Genomic DNA, 19,751 nt, shown 5'->3' with positions numbered 1-19,751 from the left:
ATTAGTCACACTAATAATTAAATTAATCATTAAAATCGTACATTACGTTTTGTCCCTCAGTAACTTCTTGAATACTCAAACTTTCAATATGATCAACATTGATATAATGAGATTGTTGGCCATCTTTTAAAAATAAATAAGCAAGTTCATCAAATTCATCAATAAGACGTTGAATACATGCATCTTTATCAGGACCATTTTGAAAAGTTTTAAATTCAGTATAATTTTTTCCAGATGTTGTTATATAAGTTAGTAAAAATGTACGTTTCATCACATTCGCTCCACTCAATTAGTCATGAAAAATTCTGCAATTTGTGTTTCTACTTTATCACTGCCTTCACCATGCGTCATGAGATGCTTGCATAAAGGATGACTTGTTAAATCTTTATCTTCACTATTAATGTGCTCATAAATATAATGTGCACTATCTTGATAAGATTGTTCATCTTTTTCTCCATAAAGAATTCTCGCTGGTGTCTTGATATCGCCTAAATGAGCAGTAATATTGGAAATGAAATCTTTGAATACACGAACACTTGGGCGATAGTCTTCTATATGATTAAACTGTGCCTGTGAAGCATCACTATCTAAATTCATTAACTCATTCATACGCTGACCATAGCGTTCCATACGCCATACTATACCAGCTTCTTCTTTTTCACTTGGTGCTGACATAACCGCAATTTTCGCTACGTCTACCGTTTCAGCCAATTTCAATGTGAATAATCCGCCCAATGATACCCCTGTTGCATAAATGGTTTCATACCCTTCATCTTTCAAGTATTGATAACCATTTAAGACATCATTCCACCAATAGTGAACAGTATATTGCGTAAACTGATCTAGTGGTAATCCATGTCCTTTATAATTAGGTGCGTAACATGTATAACCCTCTTGATTAAGTTTTTGTGCTAAGGGTTTCACATCACGAATCGTTCCAGTAAATGAATGAAGCAATAAGACCGCTTCTTTACGTGTCCCCTTTAAATTAATTGGGCGTGGTGATTTTACTTTCATTCTTACTCTCTCCTTATTCTAAAATTAGTATATTCTAATACTGCGCGTAGTCTTAAAACCTTCAAATCATTCAACCCACTCGCAAAATTCCAGATGAATACTTTGTGCAAGTAACTTTCCTTGCTCATAACCAGCATTGCCAATTTTTAGTATGTTATTGGGATTATAAATGTTATCTCCAATTTCAGCTCTACTCTTACTATCTGGACTAATTACTAAAACATGACTATGCTCGCTTAATAATTTCGCATCATCAAATGCACCTGGCATCATACCTAAACCATCTGCTATCGGCGCTAAAATAATAATACTGTCTGCACCTTTAGCTAACATAGCATTTGTCGGAGAAACCATACCTCCATCAATCCAATCACGATTGTTCAAACGTATATGTGGCCAAATGCCAGGTACTGCACCGCTCGCTGTCACGGCTTCCTCAAGTGTTACGTTGCTATGTGAATGAAATGTAGAGACTTCTCCTGTCTTAGCATTCATAGCAGTAATTTCTAAATTATCATGCCACCCTACATCGCCTAAACGTTGACGAATGGCTTGTTTACGTTTAGTTAAATCAACACGTGAAGGTCGCGTATATACAATATCACCCATCATTTGACCTACTTTAGTCGCATCATCACGTCCTACGATAAATGCATTCTGCCATAACCGATAAATATCTGAAAAAAGCGTCGCATGATCACTATCATCTCTTCGTTCATTTAGCTCATAGTAATATGTACGCATATCATAACCGTTAGCTAGTACTGCACCTACAAACGAACCTGCAGATGTACCTATGATTCTATCTGCTAACTCTAAACCTACACCACTTTCAATCAATCCAGCTAATACGCCAGATTCCCAAGCAATTCCTGTAATTCCGCCTCCGCCAAGAACTAAAGTACGTTCCTTATCTTTTGACTTTGCCATCTCCCCTTTGTAAAAAAGATATTGAACTATTTATTATTAGGCTTATTACGTAAATTAAGATAAAACAATGGTAATATCATTAAAAACAATGCTACCCAAATGATACCTAGTGTAACGCCTCCAACTACATCTGTAATATAATGCGCATGAAAATATAGTCGGCAACACAGCACACCTATCCAAATGATAATAGTGATAATATTGGCTATTATCCTTATTGCTTTGAGTTTTATTAAAGGAATTAAAATAATTAACAATATTAAAGCAAGTAACGTACTTGCATTAGAATGCCCACTTGGAAATGAATATCCGTGGTCTCGCATCAAATGATTAAATGGACGTTGTCTCTCGATGAGTTGTTTAATTAAATAATTTAATAACGTACCACTCGTTATAGTTAAAACCATCCAAATCGATAATTTATAATGTTTAAACAATAAAACAATTGCTAAAAATAGTGTGATATAGATAACTGACTTTACTTCTCCTATCTCAGCACAAAAAGTCATGAAATTATGCCAAATACCATCGCCGTATTTACGTTCCGGCTCACCAAAATAATCTGTCAGCCAATGTAAAGAACCTATATCGATATTTTGAACCAATAATGTATCGTGAATTACATTTATTGCAACAACGACAAAAATAATTAACCCGATCATGAACATAGGCACCGTCATCTTAGGTGAAATTCCACTTATTTGTTTATTCATACGCTCACCAGTCCCTAATTTCATTATTTTCAAAAATAATTAAACATGTATTTTACTTATTAAAAGTCATTTAAATGTTTAATTTGTTGTCCCTCCTGATCAAAATTAGATGGGTCAAGCCAGTGTTCAAATCTTGTTTTTACATCTGGCCACTCACTATCCAACAATGAGAACCAAGCAGTATCACGATTACGACCTTTACAAATATTAGATTGTCTAAATAATCCTTCATATGTAAATCCAAATCGTTGCGCAGCATGTTTGGAAGGTGCATTTAAGTTATCACATTTCCATTCATATCGTCTGTAGCCTAACGTTTCGAACACATATTTCGCTAACAAATATTGTGTTTCTGTAGCCACACGTGTTTTCTTTAACGTTTTAGAGTAGATAATATTGCCTACTTCTATAGACCCTTGTTCTGGATTTATACGCATTAATGCTAGAATACCTAAAGGTTTTTGTTGCACATTATCTAAAATCGTAAAGAAATATTTATCTTTACTATCAATAAGTTGTTTAATGTATTGTTCAAATTCGGTCTTAGAATCAAAAGGGCCCTCATAAAGATACGTCCAAATGCGTCTCGATTCAACATCACATAGAACGTCATATAAATCATTTATGTGTTCAATACTTAGCTTTGTTAACCTTCCGTAACTGCCCTCTAGCGTTTGTGCATCAGGAAAAGACGGCGTCACAAAGTCATCTAATGCTTCTCCAATTGGTTGCTTAAACTCATTTACGCGCATCACGTTCAACTCCTAGATTCTCTTTGTGTAAATTGTACACTAATCCAATAAAATAATCTCTTAATTAGAAATGTTTAAATATAAATGGATAATTCATTAATTAAAACGTTTATACGTAAAAGCACCCTACAAAGTCAGCATAATAATCTAACTTTTAGGGTGCCTCTTTAAAATTGTATTAACATTAACGACATTGAGTTTAAAGTTGCTTTTCCAAATTAGTATCTAGTTTAAATACAATCACTCGTTCGCCTGTAATCGTACTTAAATCACTATGGAAACTACTCACACTGACGCCAGTAATATCTAAGATTAATTGCATCAAATCATCTTGTCCTGACTCCACAAGTTCCGAACGCGTACGTTTAATGTTAAGTAGGCCTTCTTGTGTCTTGCATACTCGATATTCTGCAGGAGTTAATACGCCTTGTAAGTTGACGATAATCATATCGCGTAGTATATCAGTTTTTACTGAAAGTGAGCCACGTCCGAGAAAATCCTTTTCCCATTGTGTAATTGCCTTACTAATCTCTGCCTCATAAGCACCTTTAGATTTAGCCATGATTAATCATTTGTCTCCTATTAATTGATTAACCCTATTTTATCACTTTTTCCGAAAAAACCGAACTCTCTACCAGTCTTTCCAACTACCATTTTCATCAATACTAGCCAAACGTACCCATTGATTATCAACTTTCTGTTTGAATTTAATATTATTCTCAAGTAAGTCTTTAATATATTGATCTGGCGCTTGAATAACAACTAACAATCGAATTGGAGAATGATAAATTTTGTTATCTGCAGCCATAACCGATTGCCAAGGTAACCCAGCCAATAAGTCACTTGAATTACCTTGCATAACGCCAACACCAGATGTTACTGATTGGGTAGTCTTATTTCCGCTTCCATAAAAATGTGGTGCAACAGTCGACGCGTAATATTGTAGATTAATCCACTGTGCTACTAAAGCTGGACCCGAAATAATTGTATTTAATAATTGCCCATCAGTGTCTTTCTTCCAATCATAATTATGTAAGAAAGCTCGTCCTTCTAAATTGGTACCTGCAGTAATATTACGCTGACCAATAATAAATTCTGCATTACGAGCTAAGCCCCATTCTGGACGGATTTCACTCCAGTCATTCGCAAAGCGATGCGCTTCTGCAACCGGGTCTTTCAAATCATCTTGATCTAAGCCAGGAAGATTAGCGAGACGTTCCGAATTCGCTTTATAACTTATACGTGGCATAGCTTCATTTAACATATCCAATGCATTTTGAGCTTCCTTAGTTAATTCTGGCATATAAATAAATTCTAATTCATCGATAGACGTCTTATGCTCTGCAGCAACAAAGACGGTTGAGTCAGGAATCACTATACCCTCATTTTTTAAAGCTTCACGTACATGTGGTAAATTACACATCATTGCCAATAGCTTAGCATTGAATCCACTTGACGCGCCTCCACAAGCGCCACATTCTAACGAAGCATGATAAGGATTGTTATTAGACACACTTCCATGACCGCCTAATACAATTAAAGGTGCAAAGTTTGTCGTTAAATCCATCAACTGTAGTGCCTGTCTAGTGAAAGCAACTTGTTCTTCTTCTGTAAATCCTATTGGTAAATCACTATAAATTTCATGCTCACGATCTATTGTTAATTTAGCTTCGGGTTTCTTCAACCAATTCTTCGTAAAATTACGAACAAAGTGGCCTGTCTTCTTCGGCATTAATGTACTCGCTATCGTATTTAAGCTTAAAAATGGTCCGCTTAATTCTGGTAAGAGTAAACTCGGTAAGACATTATGTTTCATCAATTTGAATGTATAAAACATGGATGTAACCGAATGTTGTTGTTGGTTATACGTGTTTAAATCATGGCGATCGGCATACTCTTTAATGACATAAGCTGGTGGTACCATGACAGGTAATGAATTATGCGTAAATTGTTCATCTAACACTTCCTTTCTAATTGGAAGACCAAAGAATCCTGCAATACCTATCGTCTCAAACGGTCCTTCACTCTCTAAATGACGACGAAAAGGCTCTGAACGCACATCAATGCAAAAAGCTAATTGGACTTGAGTTTCTTGCTCTACTGGTTTAACAGATTTATCATAAATCGCTTCGACTAACTCACGTTCATGTGTTTCTTCCCACGCTTCAAGCCATAATTTTTTGAAATAGAGTGGGTTAAAATCGTGAGCAAATCTCAAATGTTCCAGTTGGTCTTCTATAGACATTGAGGCCCAATCATCAATTGACATTTCTCCATAATATAACCATTTACTTACAAGCTCTTTGATTCGTCTTTCAACATTTAAGACTGCCGGACGGCTCATTTTTTCAGTATCTAGTAAAATACACTCCATCGTTAATCTTATAGCAAGATACTGTGTTAACAAATCCGCTTCATGTTCATGTTGTTCAGCACGGTAGTACATCATGCCTGCCCAACCTGGTAATGATAGGAAATGACCTGTTAAATATGATTCACGTTCATCTTCAGCTATATCTAAATGATTTAATGCCATGATTAGAGCCTCTCTATAATCTTGAGGCAATGTCTTAATCATTTTACGTTGTGTTTTAGTAAGCATTGGATCATGCTGTGCTAAATGTAGCCAAGAAATATAGAATCCTTCTTCTCTTTTAGGCATAGTCCAACTTGATTGGAAATTATCTAAATATAATTTGGACCACTTAATAATATGTGTATTAAGTTCATCCATTAAAGATTCACCTTTAGCATTAAATGCATTCGCACTTTTTGATCGTGCATATTTAAAAGGCTCATTTTCAAATACACGTTTGAGCTTAGATACTTCAATCTTTAAGTATGCTTCTTTAGTAATTAGGTTTGTAGGCAAATCTTTGATGCGCATCGCATTTTTACAATAAATATCAATATGTGATTTTGGCACTGAAGTGTCGTAGTCTTTAATAGCTTGTTGTACTTCTGTTTCTACAAGTTTCTGGTCTATCTCTCCATTTTCTAAAGCAGTCATCACTGACGCATGACTTGGGTATAAATCTATATCACGAACATGTTTAAACCATTGAGCTACTTGATCAAACGTTTCATGTTCCATTTCTTCCCATGGATTACGTGCTGCAAAGATAGATATAGGAGATAGTGGTGTAATCACACGACGTGCCGATTTAACTGTTTCTTCTATGTTATGTTTAGTTATTGTCATGTTAGATTTCACCTCTTATAAATAATTCTTTAAGTAGTTCGGATGACTTTCAACCGATTTAAATTTTGCTTCTCCAATTTTTACAAGCCATAAATATACTTTAGCGAAAGCTGTTGATGAACGACGACGTGCTACCCAAATGCTAAAGATACTACCTAATACTAGAATGGCCACACAAATGATAACGCTAATTAATGGTGGATGTGGCGTTACCATATATACACTATTTAAAATATTAACAAATACTTCATGTGTCACAACATAAACGAGTGCCACAATGATAAGCATAGCAATGCCAATTACTCTTCCCATCATACCTCTATTTAGTGCAACCATTTGATTCCATGATACAGATAATGACCATGCTAGGATAAAGGCGCTAATTAATGTGTAAGGTGTATGCGAACTTGTTAAAAAGAAGATAATAGCAATAATAACGGCTAATGTTCTTCCTAATACTGTCCAAGCATAAGAACGCTTAACATTTGGTGGTGTTGGAATATTGAATCGTTTAACTATTGACCCTGATTGTAAAAATAGCGTTGCTTTAAATACGCCATGTAAAATCAAGTGAATAATCGCAGCAGAATAAACACCCAAAGCACATTGCACAAGCATGAAACCCATTTGACTCATTGTTGAACCAACAAGTTGTCTTTTGTAGTCAACATGCACCAAACTAATTCCTGATCCAATAAGTACTGAAATACTTGAAATAATAAGTAATAACGTTAATGCAATATTATTATCAAATACTGGTGAAAAACGCGTTAAAATAATACCACCAGCATTTACAATACCAGCATGCATAATTGCAGATACGGGTGTTGGTGCTACAACAGACTCAATTAACCAACTTTGAAATGGATATTGTGCTGCTGGAATAATAACAGCAATAACAAGTAATAAATCTACAATTAATTTCAGTCCATAACTTATTGAAACATCGTAATCTTGTGATGGATCGATAACCCAATCGCCAGTACCGATGAAAAATACAACTACAGCTAATAATAAAGCAACCCATCCAATGATAAATGAACGCGCAGATACTTTTGCTGCTTCAGCCGGCACTTTCCAAGAACGGTTTAGTCGTATAAGTTGTGTTAGACAAAATAATGTTAGTCCCCAACAAATAACCATCAAGCGTAAATCATTACTTAACCAACCAATAGACGCAAATACTGTTGTAAATGTGTATAACGGGAAGTATTTACGATAATTACGATCGCCTAATAAGTAACGTGCAGAAAATTTCTGAATAATAAAACCTAAAGCTAATACAAAGGCACCTACTAACCAAGCTAGTTTATCTAGAGCAAAGATACCTATAACTTCTCTGCCATTAATAGTGATTAATCCAATTACTCCTACAATGACAGGTAATAGAAGTAAAGTTAAATGTAAACGTATGTATTTTACAGGAACCGATGGCATTAAAAAAATTAAGCCACTTAACACTGCAATGACAAGCGTTACGAAAAATAATGTTAGTAAAAAACCAGAACTTAACATTGCCGCTCCTCCATGTCTTCAATCTATTTAAACAAAAAGTTCCCTTATACTATTAACAATATAAGAAAAAACCTACAATAGTCTAGTTTTATCTTTAGGTATCAGATATTTACTAACTATTGTAGGTTTCTATGAGAACTCATTTACTTAATATGTATAAATGCTTTTTCAAGCTACCTAATATGTATCGTTCAACATATGCCTTATCCTTCAAATGAACAATGGATATTGAAAATCCTTGCACAAATGCTTGATAAACACCTATGTAAAAATCAGCGTAATACATACAATATATGAAAATATTGCTAAAAAGTCAATCTATTATAGTAATTGGAAGTTCTTTCATACATTTAATAACACGTTACACTTCAATCTTTCAGATAGGCATGATTTATCGTATTAAGTTGTCTGAAATCTAACGAATACGAAACGCTTTCATTGAGTTAGGAATTATCAAACACATCCTCTCAAAATCACGATATACTTTATTTAACATTTAATAAGGAGGTACTCAAAATGGGAATCATTTCTGGTATTATTGAACTTGTTAAATTCATCATCGACTTAACTAAAAAATAAGTCTCGCATTACGCACATAAACATTCCATATAAAAAAGAGTGAAATCGGATGATTTCACTCTTTTTTTGTGCCTATAAACAAAACGCTCAATCCCTATATATAAAGATTGAACGTCAGTGGATAAAATGAATTTATTTGTTTAACTATAAAGTAACATATTTTAACGGTCATGCATGTAACAATTTTGTGAAAACGCTTAAAAATATTTCGAAAATTTTCTTCAAAGCTTAAAATAAGTTAATATTTAGTGAATTTTTCTTATTAAAGCTTCTATTTCACACAAATGCTACTAAAATTAGGGTAATAATAAAACAAGTAATAGAGACGCACATAAAAATACAATTTATAATTTACAAAAAAGGACTGATTTAAATTCATATACTATCCATAATACTCATTTTACTTGTAGCGATTGAATTTCTATTTATTATGTATTTAGAGACCATAGCAACAACATCCGATAGAACGAGCAAAGTCTTTGGTATTCCTATCAGTCAGCTCAATAATAAAAACATAAATACCCTTCTTAAGAACCAAGGAGTGTATAATGGCTTGATTGGTTTACTTCTAATTTATGGTCTTTTTTTCAGTAGTGCTCCTAAACAACTATGCATTCCAATTCTAATTTACACCATTATAGTAGCTATTTACGGTGGCTTAACGAGTCATATTAGTATTTTCCTTAAACAAGGAACCCTTCCGATTCTAGCTTTAATCTCTTTATTACTTTAGTTATCTACTAAACAAGCAAAGTTGGTGTCTGCTATGATAGAACATTTAAAAAAGAAAAATCGTAAAACTATAAAAGTATTAGGAAACATTTGGCTTAATGCAAATTTAGATACACATACCTTTATTGATAGTTTCTACTGGATAGACAACTATAGTAATGTGCTTGATTCACTTAAAGATGCCGATGTTTATGTGTATAAGGAAAATGAACAAATAGTTGCTTTCTGTGGCTTGATAGATAATTATATAGCCGGATTGTTTGTGAAAGAGGAATATCGTAATAAAGGTATAGGTCATGCCCTCATCAAACATTTACAATCAGAATACGATCATTTATCTTTAGAAGTATTTGAACAAAATAATAGAGCTGTTCATTTTTATGAAAGTTTAGGATTTATAAAAATGGAGTCCAGTGTTGATAAAACAAACCACACACAGTCACTAATGCAATGGAAGAAATAAGACAGTTTACAATTTAAGATGTATGATTGGATAATCCCTACCCTGTCCATCTTTTGCAGATTCATCATATTTTTTGAATCCATTTTTAAGGTAAAATGACAAGGCATTGGGATTATCTTTATTTACATCCACATATTGAACCTTATGCTCTTGAATTAAAGTTTGTAGTATTTCCGTGCCATAACCCAGTTTAAAGTATTTAGGATCTAAAAATAACATTTCTAAATTAGCGTCATTAGTCCCAGAAAATCCAATGACATCATCACCATCAAACCATAAATATGCCTCAACATGCGGGAAGTATGTTGGGATTTCCTTTTTAAGTTCTACTCTATCTTTCTCTTTTAAAAAGTCATGTGTAGCAACGACAGAACGTTCCCATATAGCTAATGCCTTAGGATAATCCTTTTCTTGAAGCTCGATTTTACTTAGTTTCATTTTATAACCTCACATAATAAAAAGGTTAGAAACCCTATCAAAAAGTGTTTCTAACCTATAATTATTTATTGTCCTCTATTCCCATTCTATAGTGCTTGGTGGCTTAGAAGTGATGTCATAGACTACGCGGTTAACGTGGTCTACTTCGTTTACGATACGACTTGAGATTTTTTGTAGGACTTCCCAATCAATGCGGGCGAAGTCACTAGTCATACCGTCAATAGATGTAACTGCACGAATACCTACAGTATGATCATACGTACGATAGTCTCCCATTACACCTACAGATTGAATGCCAGGAAGAACTGTGAAGTATTGCCAAATGTCTCTTTCAAGACCTTCTTCACGCACAACTTCACGTAAAATCGCATCTGATTCACGTACAATTTCTAATTTATCTTCTGTAATTTCACCTAACACACGGATACCTAAACCTGGACCTGGGAATGGTTGTCTCCAAACTAAATGTTCAGGAATACCTAATTCAATACCTAAAGCGCGTACTTCGTCTTTGAATAATGTATTGATAGGCTCAATAAGTTCAAATTCCATATCTTCTGGTAATCCACCTACGTTATGGTGAGATTTAATTGTTTGCGCTGTTTTAGTACCTGATTCGATGACGTCAGTGTAAAGCGTACCTTGTGCTAAGAAATCAACGTCAGTTAATTTTGCCGCTTCATCATCAAACACGTATACAAATTCATTACCAATAATCTTACGTTTTTGTTCTGGATCAGATACACCTTTTAATTTATCCATGAAACGCTCTTGTGCGTTCACACGAATAATATTCATATCGAAACCTTCACCAAATTGTTCCATAACCATGTCACCTTCGCCTTTACGAAGCAAACCATGGTCAACAAAGATACATGTCAATTGATCGCCAATCGCTTTATGTAATAAGACAGCTACAACTGATGAGTCTACGCCCCCGCTCATCGCACATAATACTTTGCGATCTCCAACGCGTTTACGGATTTTTTCAACTTCGATATCGATAAAGTTTTCCATTGTCCATTCGCCTGTGCATTTACACACACGGCGTACGAAGTTTCTTAATAAATCATTACCATATTCTGTATGACGTACTTCTGGATGGAATTGGACACCGTAAATACGACGCTTCTTATCTTCAATTGCCGCATAATTTGTACTAGGACTATCTGCAATCACTTCAAATCCGTCTGGAATTTCAATTACTTTATCAGAATGACTCATCCATACAGTTTGTTCAGCTGGTAACCCAAAGAATAACTCATCTGATTTTGCATTAATAATTGCTTTACCATACTCACGTTCATTAGCGCGCTCAACTTTTCCGCCTAAAAGTTTAGTCGTCAACTGCATACCATAACAAATACCTAGTACAGGAATGCCTAAATTATAAATTTCAGGGTCGATAGTGAATGAACCTTCCTCATATACTGAATTCGGACCACCTGAAAGAATAATACCTTTAGGATTCATACGTTTAATTTCATCAACCGAAATTTCGTGATCATGTAATTCACTGTATACGCCCATTTCACGAATACGACGCGTAATCAATTGATTGTACTGACTACCAAAGTCTAAGACAAGAATCAACTCTTGCTCTTGAGCCATTTCCATAATTGTGAATCTCCTTTTAATTGAATTTTATGTAAATAATAGTGAGACACTTCCCACAATGCATTGCTTTTAGATTCTTCTTAAAAGTGAACAACCTCTATGACAATCACATTTAAAATGAAAAGTGCTCCCCATTCTTTCTAACAAATTGACTTCATCACACTTGATTTAAATTAAAATGAATAGTTTGGTGATTCTTTTGTAATTTGTACGTTATGTGGATGGCTTTCTGCTAAACCAGCAGGGCCCATACGTGTGAATTGTGCTTCCTCACGTAGTGTTTTTAAATCAGGTGAACCTGTATAACCCATACCAGCTCTTACGCCACCCATAAGTTGATAAATTGTATCTTGTAAAGGACCTTTATATGCAGTACGTCCTTCAATACCTTCAGGGACAAATTTTCTAGGCGTTTTGTCTTCTTGGAAGTAACGGTCGTTTGACCCTTTTTCCATAGCGCCTAAAGAACCCATACCACGGTAAACTTTATATTGTCTGCCTTGGAATACTTCAGTTGCGCCTGGGCTTTCTTCAGTACCAGCTAATAAGCTTCCTAACATTACTGCATGTCCACCAGCAGCTAATGCTTTAATAATGTCACCCGAGAATTTAATACCACCATCCGCTATGATTGCTTTACCAAATTTACGAGCTTCAGTAGCACAATCATAAATCGCAGTAATTTGAGGCACACCTACACCAGCTACGACACGTGTTGTACAAATTGATCCTGGTCCAATACCAACTTTAACGACGTCAGCACCAGCTTCAAACAAAGCACGTGTAGCTTCAGCAGTGGCTACGTTACCAGCTACGATTGTAATCTCTGGATATTTTTCTTTCATTTTTTTAACTTCTTGAATAACGCCACTAGAGTGACCATGTGCTGTATCGATAATTAATGCATCTACGCCAGCTTCGACTAATTTTTGAGCACGAATTTCTGTATCTTTAGATGTACCGATAGCTGCAGCAGCTAGTAAACGTCCATGCGCATCTTTCGCTGCATGAGGGAATTCCAGCACTTTTTCAATATCTTTAATTGTAATTAAACCTTCTAAACGACCATTTTCAACTAAAGGTAGTTTTTCAATTTTGTGTTCTTGAAGAATTGTTTCGGCTTCATCTAATGTAGTGCCTACAGGAGCTGTAATTAAATTTTCTTTAGTCATAACGTCAGAAATTTTGATTGAAAAGTCTTCAATAAAACGTAAATCACGATTAGTTAGAATACCTACTAGCTCTCTTGACTCTTTATCACTAACAATTGGTACACCTGAAATACGATATTTACCCATTAAAGCTTCTGCTTCATACACACTTTCGTCTGGGGTTAAGTAGAATGGATTTGTAATTACACCGTTTTCTGAGCGTTTAACTTTTTGAACTTCTTCAGCTTGCTCTTCGATGCCCATATTCTTATGAATGACACCTAGACCACCTTGACGTGCCATTGCAATTGCCATTTTAGACTCGGTTACTGTATCCATACCAGCTGATATAACTGGAATATTTAATTTAATTCGTTCAGATAATTCAACACTAAGATCCGCATCACTAGGTAACACATCTGATGCAGCTGGAATTAATAAAACATCGTCAAACGTTAAAGATTCTTTAGCAAACTTATTTTCCCACATTGATAATACAGCCTCCATTTTTTATATAGTTATTTCTATTATTTCACATTTTCTTCGCTTTGTTTATACTTTAGACCATTAAAAAAGAAATTAAGAATAATTGCTGAAATAGCACCTAGTACAATGCCATTTTGAGTTAGCCAAGCAAATTGCTCACCTAACGCTTTAAATGCTTGAGGTACTGCACTAATGCCTGTACCTAAACCTACGGATACTGCAATAATTAGTAAATTATTTTGATTTTTAAAATCAATATGTCCTAAAATGCTAACACCATAAGCCATAACCATACCAAACATTGCAATCATTGCACCGCCTAATACAGGTAATGGGATGATATTAGCTAATGCACCTAATTTAGGAATACAACCACATATTAAAAGTAAAATAACCATGCCGTAAATAACATTGTTTTTCTTAGCACCTGATAAAGATACTAATCCAACATTTTGAGAGTATGCCGTATAAGGAAATGAGTTAAAAATTGATCCTAATACAATAGCAAGACCTTCCGCAGTGTAACCTTTACGAAAATCTTTTCTTTCCAACTTTTTACCAGTAATTTCACTTAGTGCATGATATACACCTGTCGATTCTATTAAACTTACGATAGCTACAATCGTAAATACAAGTATCGCACCTAAATCAAAACCAAAACCAGAAAAACGAAATGGTTGAGGTATTCCTAACCAATGGGCTTCTCCCACTTGCTTAACATCTACTAAGCCAAGCACATTTGCCAATATTGTACCTGCAACTAGTCCGATTAAAATCGCAATGGATTTTAAGAACCCCTTCGTAAATCTTTGTAAAATAAGAATAATGACTAAAGTAGCGCCTCCTAAAATTAAATTTTTAGGATTTCCATAGTCTTTAGCACCTTCTCCACCAGCTAAATAATTCATTGCTACTGGCATTAAATTAATTCCTATAATTGTAACCACACTTCCAGTTACGACAGGTGGAAAGAACTTAACTAAATAAGAGAAGAATGGTGCAATAATAACAACTAAAATACCTGATACAAATAATGAACCATATAGCACATCCAAGCCCTTCGTTTGACCGATTAAAATCATAGGTGCTACCGCAGTAAATGTACATCCTAGTACAATGGGTAATCCTGTACCTGTCACTTTGTTAGCTTGTAAAAATGTTGCTACACCACACATGAAAACATCCACTGTGACTAAATACGCAATTTGTTCCGGCGTAAATTTAAGACTGGTACCAACAATAATTGGTACTAATATCGCTCCGGCATACATTGCTAATAAGTGTTGTAAACTTAAAATGAACGTCTTCATTCATTTTCACCTAGTAGTGTCACTTGGTTTCCTTTTAATGAAGCCACTTTACATAATGAAGAAACGTTTAAACCTGCCTCTTCTAATCTTTGTCTACCATCTTGGAAACTCTTTTCAACAACAATACCAATACCAACCGTTTTAGCTTTAGCTTGTTGCGCAATATCATATAACCCAAGCGAAGCATCACCATTGGCTAAGAAATCATCAATAATTAAAACCGTATCATTCTCATTTAGAAATTCTTCCGAAACAATAACCGTACTTGTTTTATTCTTTGTAAAAGAATGAATATCGGTACTATAAAAGCCATCTTTCAACGTACTTGGTTTAGCCTTTTTAGCAAATAAACAAGGAACATCAAAATGTAAAGATGCCATAATAGCTGGAGCAATGCCTGAAGCCTCGATTGTCAAGATCTTTGTGACACCTTTATCTTTAAATTGCTCATAAAATGTTTTGCCTACTGCATGCATCAATTTTGCATCGATTTGATGATTTAAAAAACCATCCACTTTCAATATTTTTTCGTCAATTACTACGCCATCTTCTTTGACTTTCTGTCTAAGCGATTCCACGTCAAAACCTCCTAAATTTGTATACAAAAAAAGCCTCAAACTTTGCGAAAAAGTTTCAGGATCCATGAGCGTACAGGCAATACATAGTATTTTGAAATTTCAAGAAGCCGTATATTTAAATGTATTCTTCTTCAAACACTTTATAATTTTAAATTTGTTTTACCTCATAGGATGAAGTGGGTAAATATACAACCTCCAAAGCTAAACAACTTTTATACAGTATTTTAGATAGTTATTTAAATAAAACTTGTTCTTTTATGTATTGATTCTGAACTCATAGTCATGTCGTTTGTGGCAACATGGTAGAAACTTCTAAAGCCATATTCTTTAGATTATATGAGTGATATAAATTATTTAACGATAATAGCAAACTTTTGCTTTATTTTCAATATGATAGAAATTGTTACAAGCCCTTTCATAATAATATTTTCAAGTGTAAGCGTTTAACTAAATATTGTTCATCACTATTTGTAAACCATTCTTAATTAATTATATAATAACTATAGTTGAGTTTTATAAATATTCTTAAGGGTATATTTTTATTAAAAGTAGGACGAAAAGATGGAGGGCGATTAATATGGCAGATTTTACCGTATTAGACAAGCAAGATGAGATTTATAACGTTATTGATAAGAAAAAAGCTGAAGGATACTCAGAAAATGAATTGGTCGTTGTAAGTAAAAGTAAATTACATTTAGATGATTTACATGATTCTCAAGTTACTTTAATTGCTACAAGTGGTTCTTTTAGTGACCGTATGTCTAAATTATTAACTGGTGAGGATGGCGAAGAAGCCGTTTTAGCTCGTTATGAATTATCTGAAGAGCAAACAGAAAAATACAAAAAAGATATTTTAGATGGTAAATTTTTAGTAATTGCCAATAAAGATAACTCTTCACACGACGAAGTTGAGGAAAATAACTCAGCTTATGAAGAAATTGATATTACACATTATGCAAATGAATCTAAAGGTCCTAAATCATAATCAATATTCATTTTAAACTTTGAGACCGTGAAATGAACGTAGTTTTAAGTTCATTTTACGGTTTTTTTCAATCTAAATATCTTTTTAACAATGACGTCAAAATGTTTAAATATGCTATACTTAAACAAACAATCGTGGGGGTGACATAATGAATTTTCACGTAATTCAATCAATAAAAGATGAATATTATGACAAGGCAATCACTTTTTATAATCAACAATTAGATGTGAATTTCTATGAAGATAGCTATATTATTGAAAGATCCTTGAAAAATAATAAGACCGAAAATGATTACGCATTTCTTGTGGGCATACAAGATGATGAGATTATTAGTTTAGCAACGGCACATTATGAAGCAACAACAAATTCGGCATTTTTAATACATTTAATTGCCAATGGTACACCCGATTATGAAGATGTCCTAATTAATACACTTCAAGAAATAGAACATCAATTAAATCAACTTTCTAATAAAGTTCATTCTCGTGATATTAATTTTGTAATGGTGGAAGTTCCTAAGACGGATCATCCATTAAAAGACATCAATCAACAAGCTTTAACTCAACGCCAACAATTATTATTATCAAACGGCTTTGAACGACAAAGTGAAATTGATTATATACATCCTAACTATTCAAAAATTGACTCGCCTTTTAAAGTAGACTTATTCATTAAATCAAATATAGAATTAACAAAAGATATCTACCCAGCAAGTGTTAAATCAAATTACATTTTAAAATATGTGTTTGCTAACGGCATTTCTCGAGATATTATTTATCCTTTATTAGTCAAAATGAATTTACGCCTACCCCATTAGGAACACTTGAAATGAGCGATATAAAGGGTTAAACTAATATTTGAGGTTAGACTGACGTTTCACTGACAGAAGACAAACGTCAGTGTACATAAATCAAAGAACGAAAGGACTTTCAGCTATGTTAACCAAAGAATTCGCTCAGCGTGTCGAACTAAGTGAAAAACAAGTCCGTAAGATAGTCCAACACTTAGAAGAACGTGGCTATCAACTTAGTAAGACAGAATATCGTGGCCGTGAAGCTACTGACTTTAAAGAAGAAGATATCGAACTTTTCCAAGATATCGCTGAAAAAGTAAAACAAACGAATAGCTATGATTTAGCTTTTGAAGAGCTTGAAAAAGAAAAAGACTTCTTACAAGTGATTGTCAAAGAAGATAATGAGCAACTACCTGCTGATCAAGGTGCTACACAATTGGTAGAAGAATTACGCACAGAAATTCAAAAAATGCGTGAAGAACGTCAAATGCTCGGTCAAATGATTAGCCAAGTTCACCAACAACAAACGGAATTAAAAGAACTTCAAAATCAAATCACTGAAAAATTAGATACTCACAATCAATCATTATTAGCTATTCAAAATTCACAAGAAGCCATCCAAACAGCTCAAAAAGAGCAATCTGAATACACTAAAAATAATTTAGTTAAAGAAATTAATGATAATAATCAACAATCTATCGATACATTAAAAGAAGATATTAAAACGCAATCTTCTCTTAATAGACCTAATGATGAGAAAAAAGGTTTCTTTGCGAGATTATTTAATTTATAACGATTTCAATTATTTAATGATTGGTAACAGGGCCTTTTGGTCTCAATACCAACTCTTTATATAAAGGTGAGACAGAATTCATTTTGAATTCATTGTCTCACCTTTTTTCGTTTCTGTATTAATATGATTAACAATTTAAATCTTTAAATTATTTTAATTCAATTAACTATTGTGTGTTTTCAAAAACTTATAATTTATGCTTTTTATTTCAAGCTATTGAAATATAAAATAAATAGTATTACCCTTATTAAGTATGTCGGAATTAGAATATTCAAAGGAGACTAATTATGGGGACTTTTTTTACAGTTATTAATATTGTCGTTATGATATTGTTTTTAATTGGGTTATTCATAATGGCTAAAAAGCACGTCTCATTCCCTAAAAGAGTATTTACCGCATTAGGGTTGGGAATTGTGTTTGGTATAGCGTTACATCTTATTTATGGAGTAAACTCCAAAGTACTTGAAACAACTACTGACTGGTTTAGTATTGTGGGAGACGGCTATGTGGCTTTGTTACAAATGATTGTAATGCCACTTATATTCATTTCAATTGTGTCAGCATTCAGTAAAATACAAATTGGTGATAAATTCGCTAAAATTGGTACTTATATTTTTATGTTTTTAATTGGTACTGTAGCTATTGCTGCTATAGTAGGGATTTTTTATGCCATTGTATTTGGACTTGATGCCTCAAGCATTGATTTAGGTAGTGCAGAAAACTCAAGAGGAAGCGAAATTAGTAGCCAAGCTAAAGATCTGACTGCTAATACGTTACCACAGCAAATTCTTGAATTATTACCTAGCAATCCATTCTTAGATTTCACTGGTCAGAGAACAACTTCTACAATTGCAGTGGTTATCTTTGCAATCTTCGTAGGATTTGCATATTTACGTGTTGCTCGCAAACAACCAGAAAGTGGTAGTTTATTAAAACGCGGTATCGATGCTATATACGCATTAGTAATGTCTATCGTTACATTCGTTTTAAGACTAACACCATATGGTATCATCGCGATTATGGCATCTACAATCGCTACGAGTGATTTTCAAGCGATATGGACATTAGGTAAATTTATGATTGCATCTTATGCAGCATTAATCACAATGTACATTATCCATTTAATATTATTAGCAGTAATGGGAATCAATCCAGTGCGTTACGTTAAGAAAACTTTAGAAGTGCTTATATTTGCATTTACTTCTCGCTCAAGCGCTGGTGCATTACCTTTAAACATTCAAACTCAAACACAACGATTAGGTGTACCAGATGGTATCGCTAATTTCTCAGCATCATTCGGCTTATCAATAGGTCAAAATGGTTGTGCGGGTATTTATCCTGCTATGTTAGCCATTATGGTAGCACCAGTTGCAAATGTAGATATTGATTTACCATTTATTCTTACATTAATTGGCGTTGTTATAATCAGTTCATTTGGTGTAGCTGGTGTCGGCGGTGGTGCAACTTTCGCATCTATCCTAGTATTATCAACTTTAAATCTACCAGTTGCACTTGCAGGGGTACTTATTTCAATAGAACCAATTATCGATATGGGACGTACTGCCCTTAACGTTAATGATTCAATATTAGCAGGTACTGGAACTGCAAAACTTACAGGTAATATGGATAAAGATAAATTCAATTCAAATGAATATGGAGATTTATCAACAAATTAATATTTAAAAAAAGCGTAGCTA

The 19,751-nt window shown here is 33.9% G+C and carries 19 protein-coding genes, 1 pseudogene and 1 riboswitch; of the genes and pseudogenes, 7 read left to right on the top strand and 13 right to left on the bottom strand.

Annotated elements, in window-relative coordinates; all coding sequences use genetic code 11:
- Window positions 1-22: 22 nt before the first annotated feature.
- The 8 genes from SBL16_RS07950 to SBL16_RS07915 all read right to left on the bottom strand — a co-directional run bounded on the left by SBL16_RS07950 (window position 23) and on the right by SBL16_RS07915 (window position 8,129).
- Window positions 23-271, bottom strand: a complete 249-nt coding sequence (locus SBL16_RS07950; RefSeq protein ID WP_107612100.1) for a hypothetical protein — start codon at window positions 269-271, stop codon at window positions 23-25.
- A 14-nt stretch (window positions 272-285) separates the two neighbouring features.
- A complete protein-coding gene (locus SBL16_RS07945; RefSeq protein WP_107612099.1) occupies window positions 286-1,017 on the bottom strand; it encodes an alpha/beta hydrolase in 732 nt (243 codons plus the stop codon).
- A gap of 66 nt (window positions 1,018-1,083) precedes the next feature.
- A complete protein-coding gene (locus SBL16_RS07940) occupies window positions 1,084-1,947 on the bottom strand; it encodes a patatin-like phospholipase family protein (RefSeq protein ID WP_317953577.1) in 864 nt (287 codons plus the stop codon).
- A gap of 26 nt (window positions 1,948-1,973) precedes the next feature.
- Complete coding sequence (locus SBL16_RS07935; RefSeq protein ID WP_053019049.1) at window positions 1,974-2,660, bottom strand: phosphatase PAP2 family protein; 687 nt, start codon at window positions 2,658-2,660, stop codon at window positions 1,974-1,976.
- A gap of 59 nt (window positions 2,661-2,719) precedes the next feature.
- Window positions 2,720-3,412: a GNAT family N-acetyltransferase gene (locus SBL16_RS07930; RefSeq protein WP_107612097.1), complete on the bottom strand. Its 693-nt coding sequence runs from the start codon at window positions 3,410-3,412 to the stop codon at window positions 2,720-2,722.
- Window positions 3,413-3,611: 199 nt separating this feature from the next.
- Window positions 3,612-3,974 carry a DUF2294 domain-containing protein gene (locus tag SBL16_RS07925; RefSeq protein ID WP_011276808.1) on the bottom strand — a complete coding sequence of 121 codons (363 nt, stop codon included), beginning with the start codon at window positions 3,972-3,974 and terminating at the stop codon, window positions 3,612-3,614.
- A 69-nt stretch (window positions 3,975-4,043) separates the two neighbouring features.
- On the bottom strand, window positions 4,044-6,614 hold the full coding sequence (locus SBL16_RS07920; protein WP_107612096.1) for a DUF2309 domain-containing protein: 2,571 nt from the start codon (window positions 6,612-6,614) through the stop codon (window positions 4,044-4,046).
- Between the two features lie 15 nt (window positions 6,615-6,629).
- Window positions 6,630-8,129 (bottom strand): NADH dehydrogenase subunit 5, encoded by a 1,500-nt coding sequence (locus SBL16_RS07915; protein WP_107612095.1) that lies wholly within the window; start codon window positions 8,127-8,129, stop codon window positions 6,630-6,632.
- A gap of 516 nt (window positions 8,130-8,645) precedes the next feature.
- On the opposite strand from SBL16_RS07915, the gene SBL16_RS12205 reads away from it, so the two are divergent.
- The 3 genes from SBL16_RS12205 to SBL16_RS07905 all read left to right on the top strand — a co-directional run bounded on the left by SBL16_RS12205 (window position 8,646) and on the right by SBL16_RS07905 (window position 9,903).
- Window positions 8,646-8,708 (top strand): alpha family phenol-soluble modulin, encoded by a 63-nt coding sequence (locus SBL16_RS12205; protein WP_089046351.1) that lies wholly within the window; start codon window positions 8,646-8,648, stop codon window positions 8,706-8,708.
- A gap of 373 nt (window positions 8,709-9,081) precedes the next feature.
- The gene (locus tag SBL16_RS07910; protein WP_037538457.1) at window positions 9,082-9,441 is read left to right on the top strand and encodes a DUF1304 domain-containing protein; all 360 of its coding nucleotides are present in this window, start codon (window positions 9,082-9,084) and stop codon (window positions 9,439-9,441) included.
- Between the two features lie 33 nt (window positions 9,442-9,474).
- On the top strand, window positions 9,475-9,903 hold the full coding sequence (locus SBL16_RS07905; RefSeq protein ID WP_107612094.1) for a GNAT family N-acetyltransferase: 429 nt from the start codon (window positions 9,475-9,477) through the stop codon (window positions 9,901-9,903).
- A 6-nt stretch (window positions 9,904-9,909) separates the two neighbouring features.
- Here SBL16_RS07905 and SBL16_RS07900 read toward each other — a convergent pair whose 3' ends face one another.
- From SBL16_RS07900 to xpt, 5 genes are all read right to left on the bottom strand, one after another.
- Complete coding sequence (locus tag SBL16_RS07900; protein ID WP_182477457.1) at window positions 9,910-10,341, bottom strand: GNAT family N-acetyltransferase; 432 nt, start codon at window positions 10,339-10,341, stop codon at window positions 9,910-9,912.
- A gap of 75 nt (window positions 10,342-10,416) precedes the next feature.
- Window positions 10,417-11,958, bottom strand: coding sequence for a glutamine-hydrolyzing GMP synthase (gene guaA / locus SBL16_RS07895; protein WP_107612093.1), 1,542 nt, complete (start codon window positions 11,956-11,958; stop codon window positions 10,417-10,419).
- A gap of 173 nt (window positions 11,959-12,131) precedes the next feature.
- Window positions 12,132-13,598, bottom strand: a complete 1,467-nt coding sequence (guaB, locus tag SBL16_RS07890) for an IMP dehydrogenase (protein ID WP_037538509.1) — start codon at window positions 13,596-13,598, stop codon at window positions 12,132-12,134.
- Between the two features lie 38 nt (window positions 13,599-13,636).
- Window positions 13,637-14,905: a xanthine permease PbuX gene (gene pbuX / locus SBL16_RS07885; RefSeq protein WP_016931192.1), complete on the bottom strand. Its 1,269-nt coding sequence runs from the start codon at window positions 14,903-14,905 to the stop codon at window positions 13,637-13,639.
- Window positions 14,902-15,483: a xanthine phosphoribosyltransferase gene (gene xpt, locus SBL16_RS07880; RefSeq protein WP_107612092.1), complete on the bottom strand. Its 582-nt coding sequence runs from the start codon at window positions 15,481-15,483 to the stop codon at window positions 14,902-14,904. The genes pbuX and xpt overlap by 4 nt, the downstream gene beginning before the upstream one ends.
- Window positions 15,484-15,740: 257 nt before the next feature.
- Window positions 15,741-15,843, bottom strand: a riboswitch (purine riboswitch).
- A 217-nt stretch (window positions 15,844-16,060) separates the two neighbouring features.
- Here xpt and SBL16_RS07875 point away from each other — a divergent pair.
- The 4 genes and pseudogenes from SBL16_RS07875 to SBL16_RS07860 all read left to right on the top strand — a co-directional run bounded on the left by SBL16_RS07875 (window position 16,061) and on the right by SBL16_RS07860 (window position 19,730).
- On the top strand, window positions 16,061-16,468 hold the full coding sequence (locus tag SBL16_RS07875) for a general stress protein (RefSeq protein ID WP_037538514.1): 408 nt from the start codon (window positions 16,061-16,063) through the stop codon (window positions 16,466-16,468).
- Window positions 16,469-16,616: 148 nt separating this feature from the next.
- Complete coding sequence (locus SBL16_RS07870; protein WP_037538517.1) at window positions 16,617-17,285, top strand: hypothetical protein; 669 nt, start codon at window positions 16,617-16,619, stop codon at window positions 17,283-17,285.
- 118 nt (window positions 17,286-17,403) lie between these two features.
- A pseudogene (locus tag SBL16_RS07865) lies at window positions 17,404-17,902 on the top strand (DNA-binding protein); the annotation flags it as partial.
- A 439-nt stretch (window positions 17,903-18,341) separates the two neighbouring features.
- Window positions 18,342-19,730 carry an L-cystine transporter gene (locus tag SBL16_RS07860; RefSeq protein ID WP_053041835.1) on the top strand — a complete coding sequence of 463 codons (1,389 nt, stop codon included), beginning with the start codon at window positions 18,342-18,344 and terminating at the stop codon, window positions 19,728-19,730.
- The last annotated feature ends 21 nt before the right edge of the window (window positions 19,731-19,751 follow it).

This window comes from Staphylococcus sp. NWU MK-U1, from assembly GCF_033283505.1.
Classification (GTDB): Bacteria; Bacillota; Bacilli; order Staphylococcales; family Staphylococcaceae; genus Staphylococcus; species Staphylococcus haemolyticus.
The sequence above is the reverse complement of the archived record's forward strand: the minus strand, read 5'-3'. Positions and strand labels throughout refer to the sequence as shown.

Coding starts and splice junctions, on each gene's coding strand:
- SBL16_RS07945 (WP_107612099.1), bottom strand. CDS start 1,017: ATGAAAGTAAAATCACCACGCCCAATTAATTTAAAGGGGACACGTAAA.
- SBL16_RS07905 (WP_107612094.1), top strand. CDS start 9,475: ATGATAGAACATTTAAAAAAGAAAAATCGTAAAACTATAAAAGTATTA.
- SBL16_RS07870 (WP_037538517.1), top strand. CDS start 16,617: ATGAATTTTCACGTAATTCAATCAATAAAAGATGAATATTATGACAAG.
- SBL16_RS07860 (WP_053041835.1), top strand. CDS start 18,342: ATGGGGACTTTTTTTACAGTTATTAATATTGTCGTTATGATATTGTTT.
- SBL16_RS07915 (WP_107612095.1), bottom strand. CDS start 8,129: ATGTTAAGTTCTGGTTTTTTACTAACATTATTTTTCGTAACGCTTGTC.
- SBL16_RS07920 (WP_107612096.1), bottom strand. CDS start 6,614: ATGACAATAACTAAACATAACATAGAAGAAACAGTTAAATCGGCACGT.
- SBL16_RS07950 (WP_107612100.1), bottom strand. CDS start 271: ATGAAACGTACATTTTTACTAACTTATATAACAACATCTGGAAAAAAT.
- pbuX (WP_016931192.1), bottom strand. CDS start 14,905: ATGAAGACGTTCATTTTAAGTTTACAACACTTATTAGCAATGTATGCC.
- SBL16_RS07875 (WP_037538514.1), top strand. CDS start 16,061: ATGGCAGATTTTACCGTATTAGACAAGCAAGATGAGATTTATAACGTT.
- SBL16_RS07935 (WP_053019049.1), bottom strand. CDS start 2,660: ATGAATAAACAAATAAGTGGAATTTCACCTAAGATGACGGTGCCTATG.
- SBL16_RS07925 (WP_011276808.1), bottom strand. CDS start 3,974: ATGGCTAAATCTAAAGGTGCTTATGAGGCAGAGATTAGTAAGGCAATT.
- SBL16_RS07900 (WP_182477457.1), bottom strand. CDS start 10,341: ATGAAACTAAGTAAAATCGAGCTTCAAGAAAAGGATTATCCTAAGGCA.
- SBL16_RS07930 (WP_107612097.1), bottom strand. CDS start 3,412: ATGCGCGTAAATGAGTTTAAGCAACCAATTGGAGAAGCATTAGATGAC.
- guaA (WP_107612093.1), bottom strand. CDS start 11,958: ATGGAAATGGCTCAAGAGCAAGAGTTGATTCTTGTCTTAGACTTTGGT.
- guaB (WP_037538509.1), bottom strand. CDS start 13,598: ATGTGGGAAAATAAGTTTGCTAAAGAATCTTTAACGTTTGACGATGTT.
- SBL16_RS07940 (WP_317953577.1), bottom strand. CDS start 1,947: ATGGCAAAGTCAAAAGATAAGGAACGTACTTTAGTTCTTGGCGGAGGC.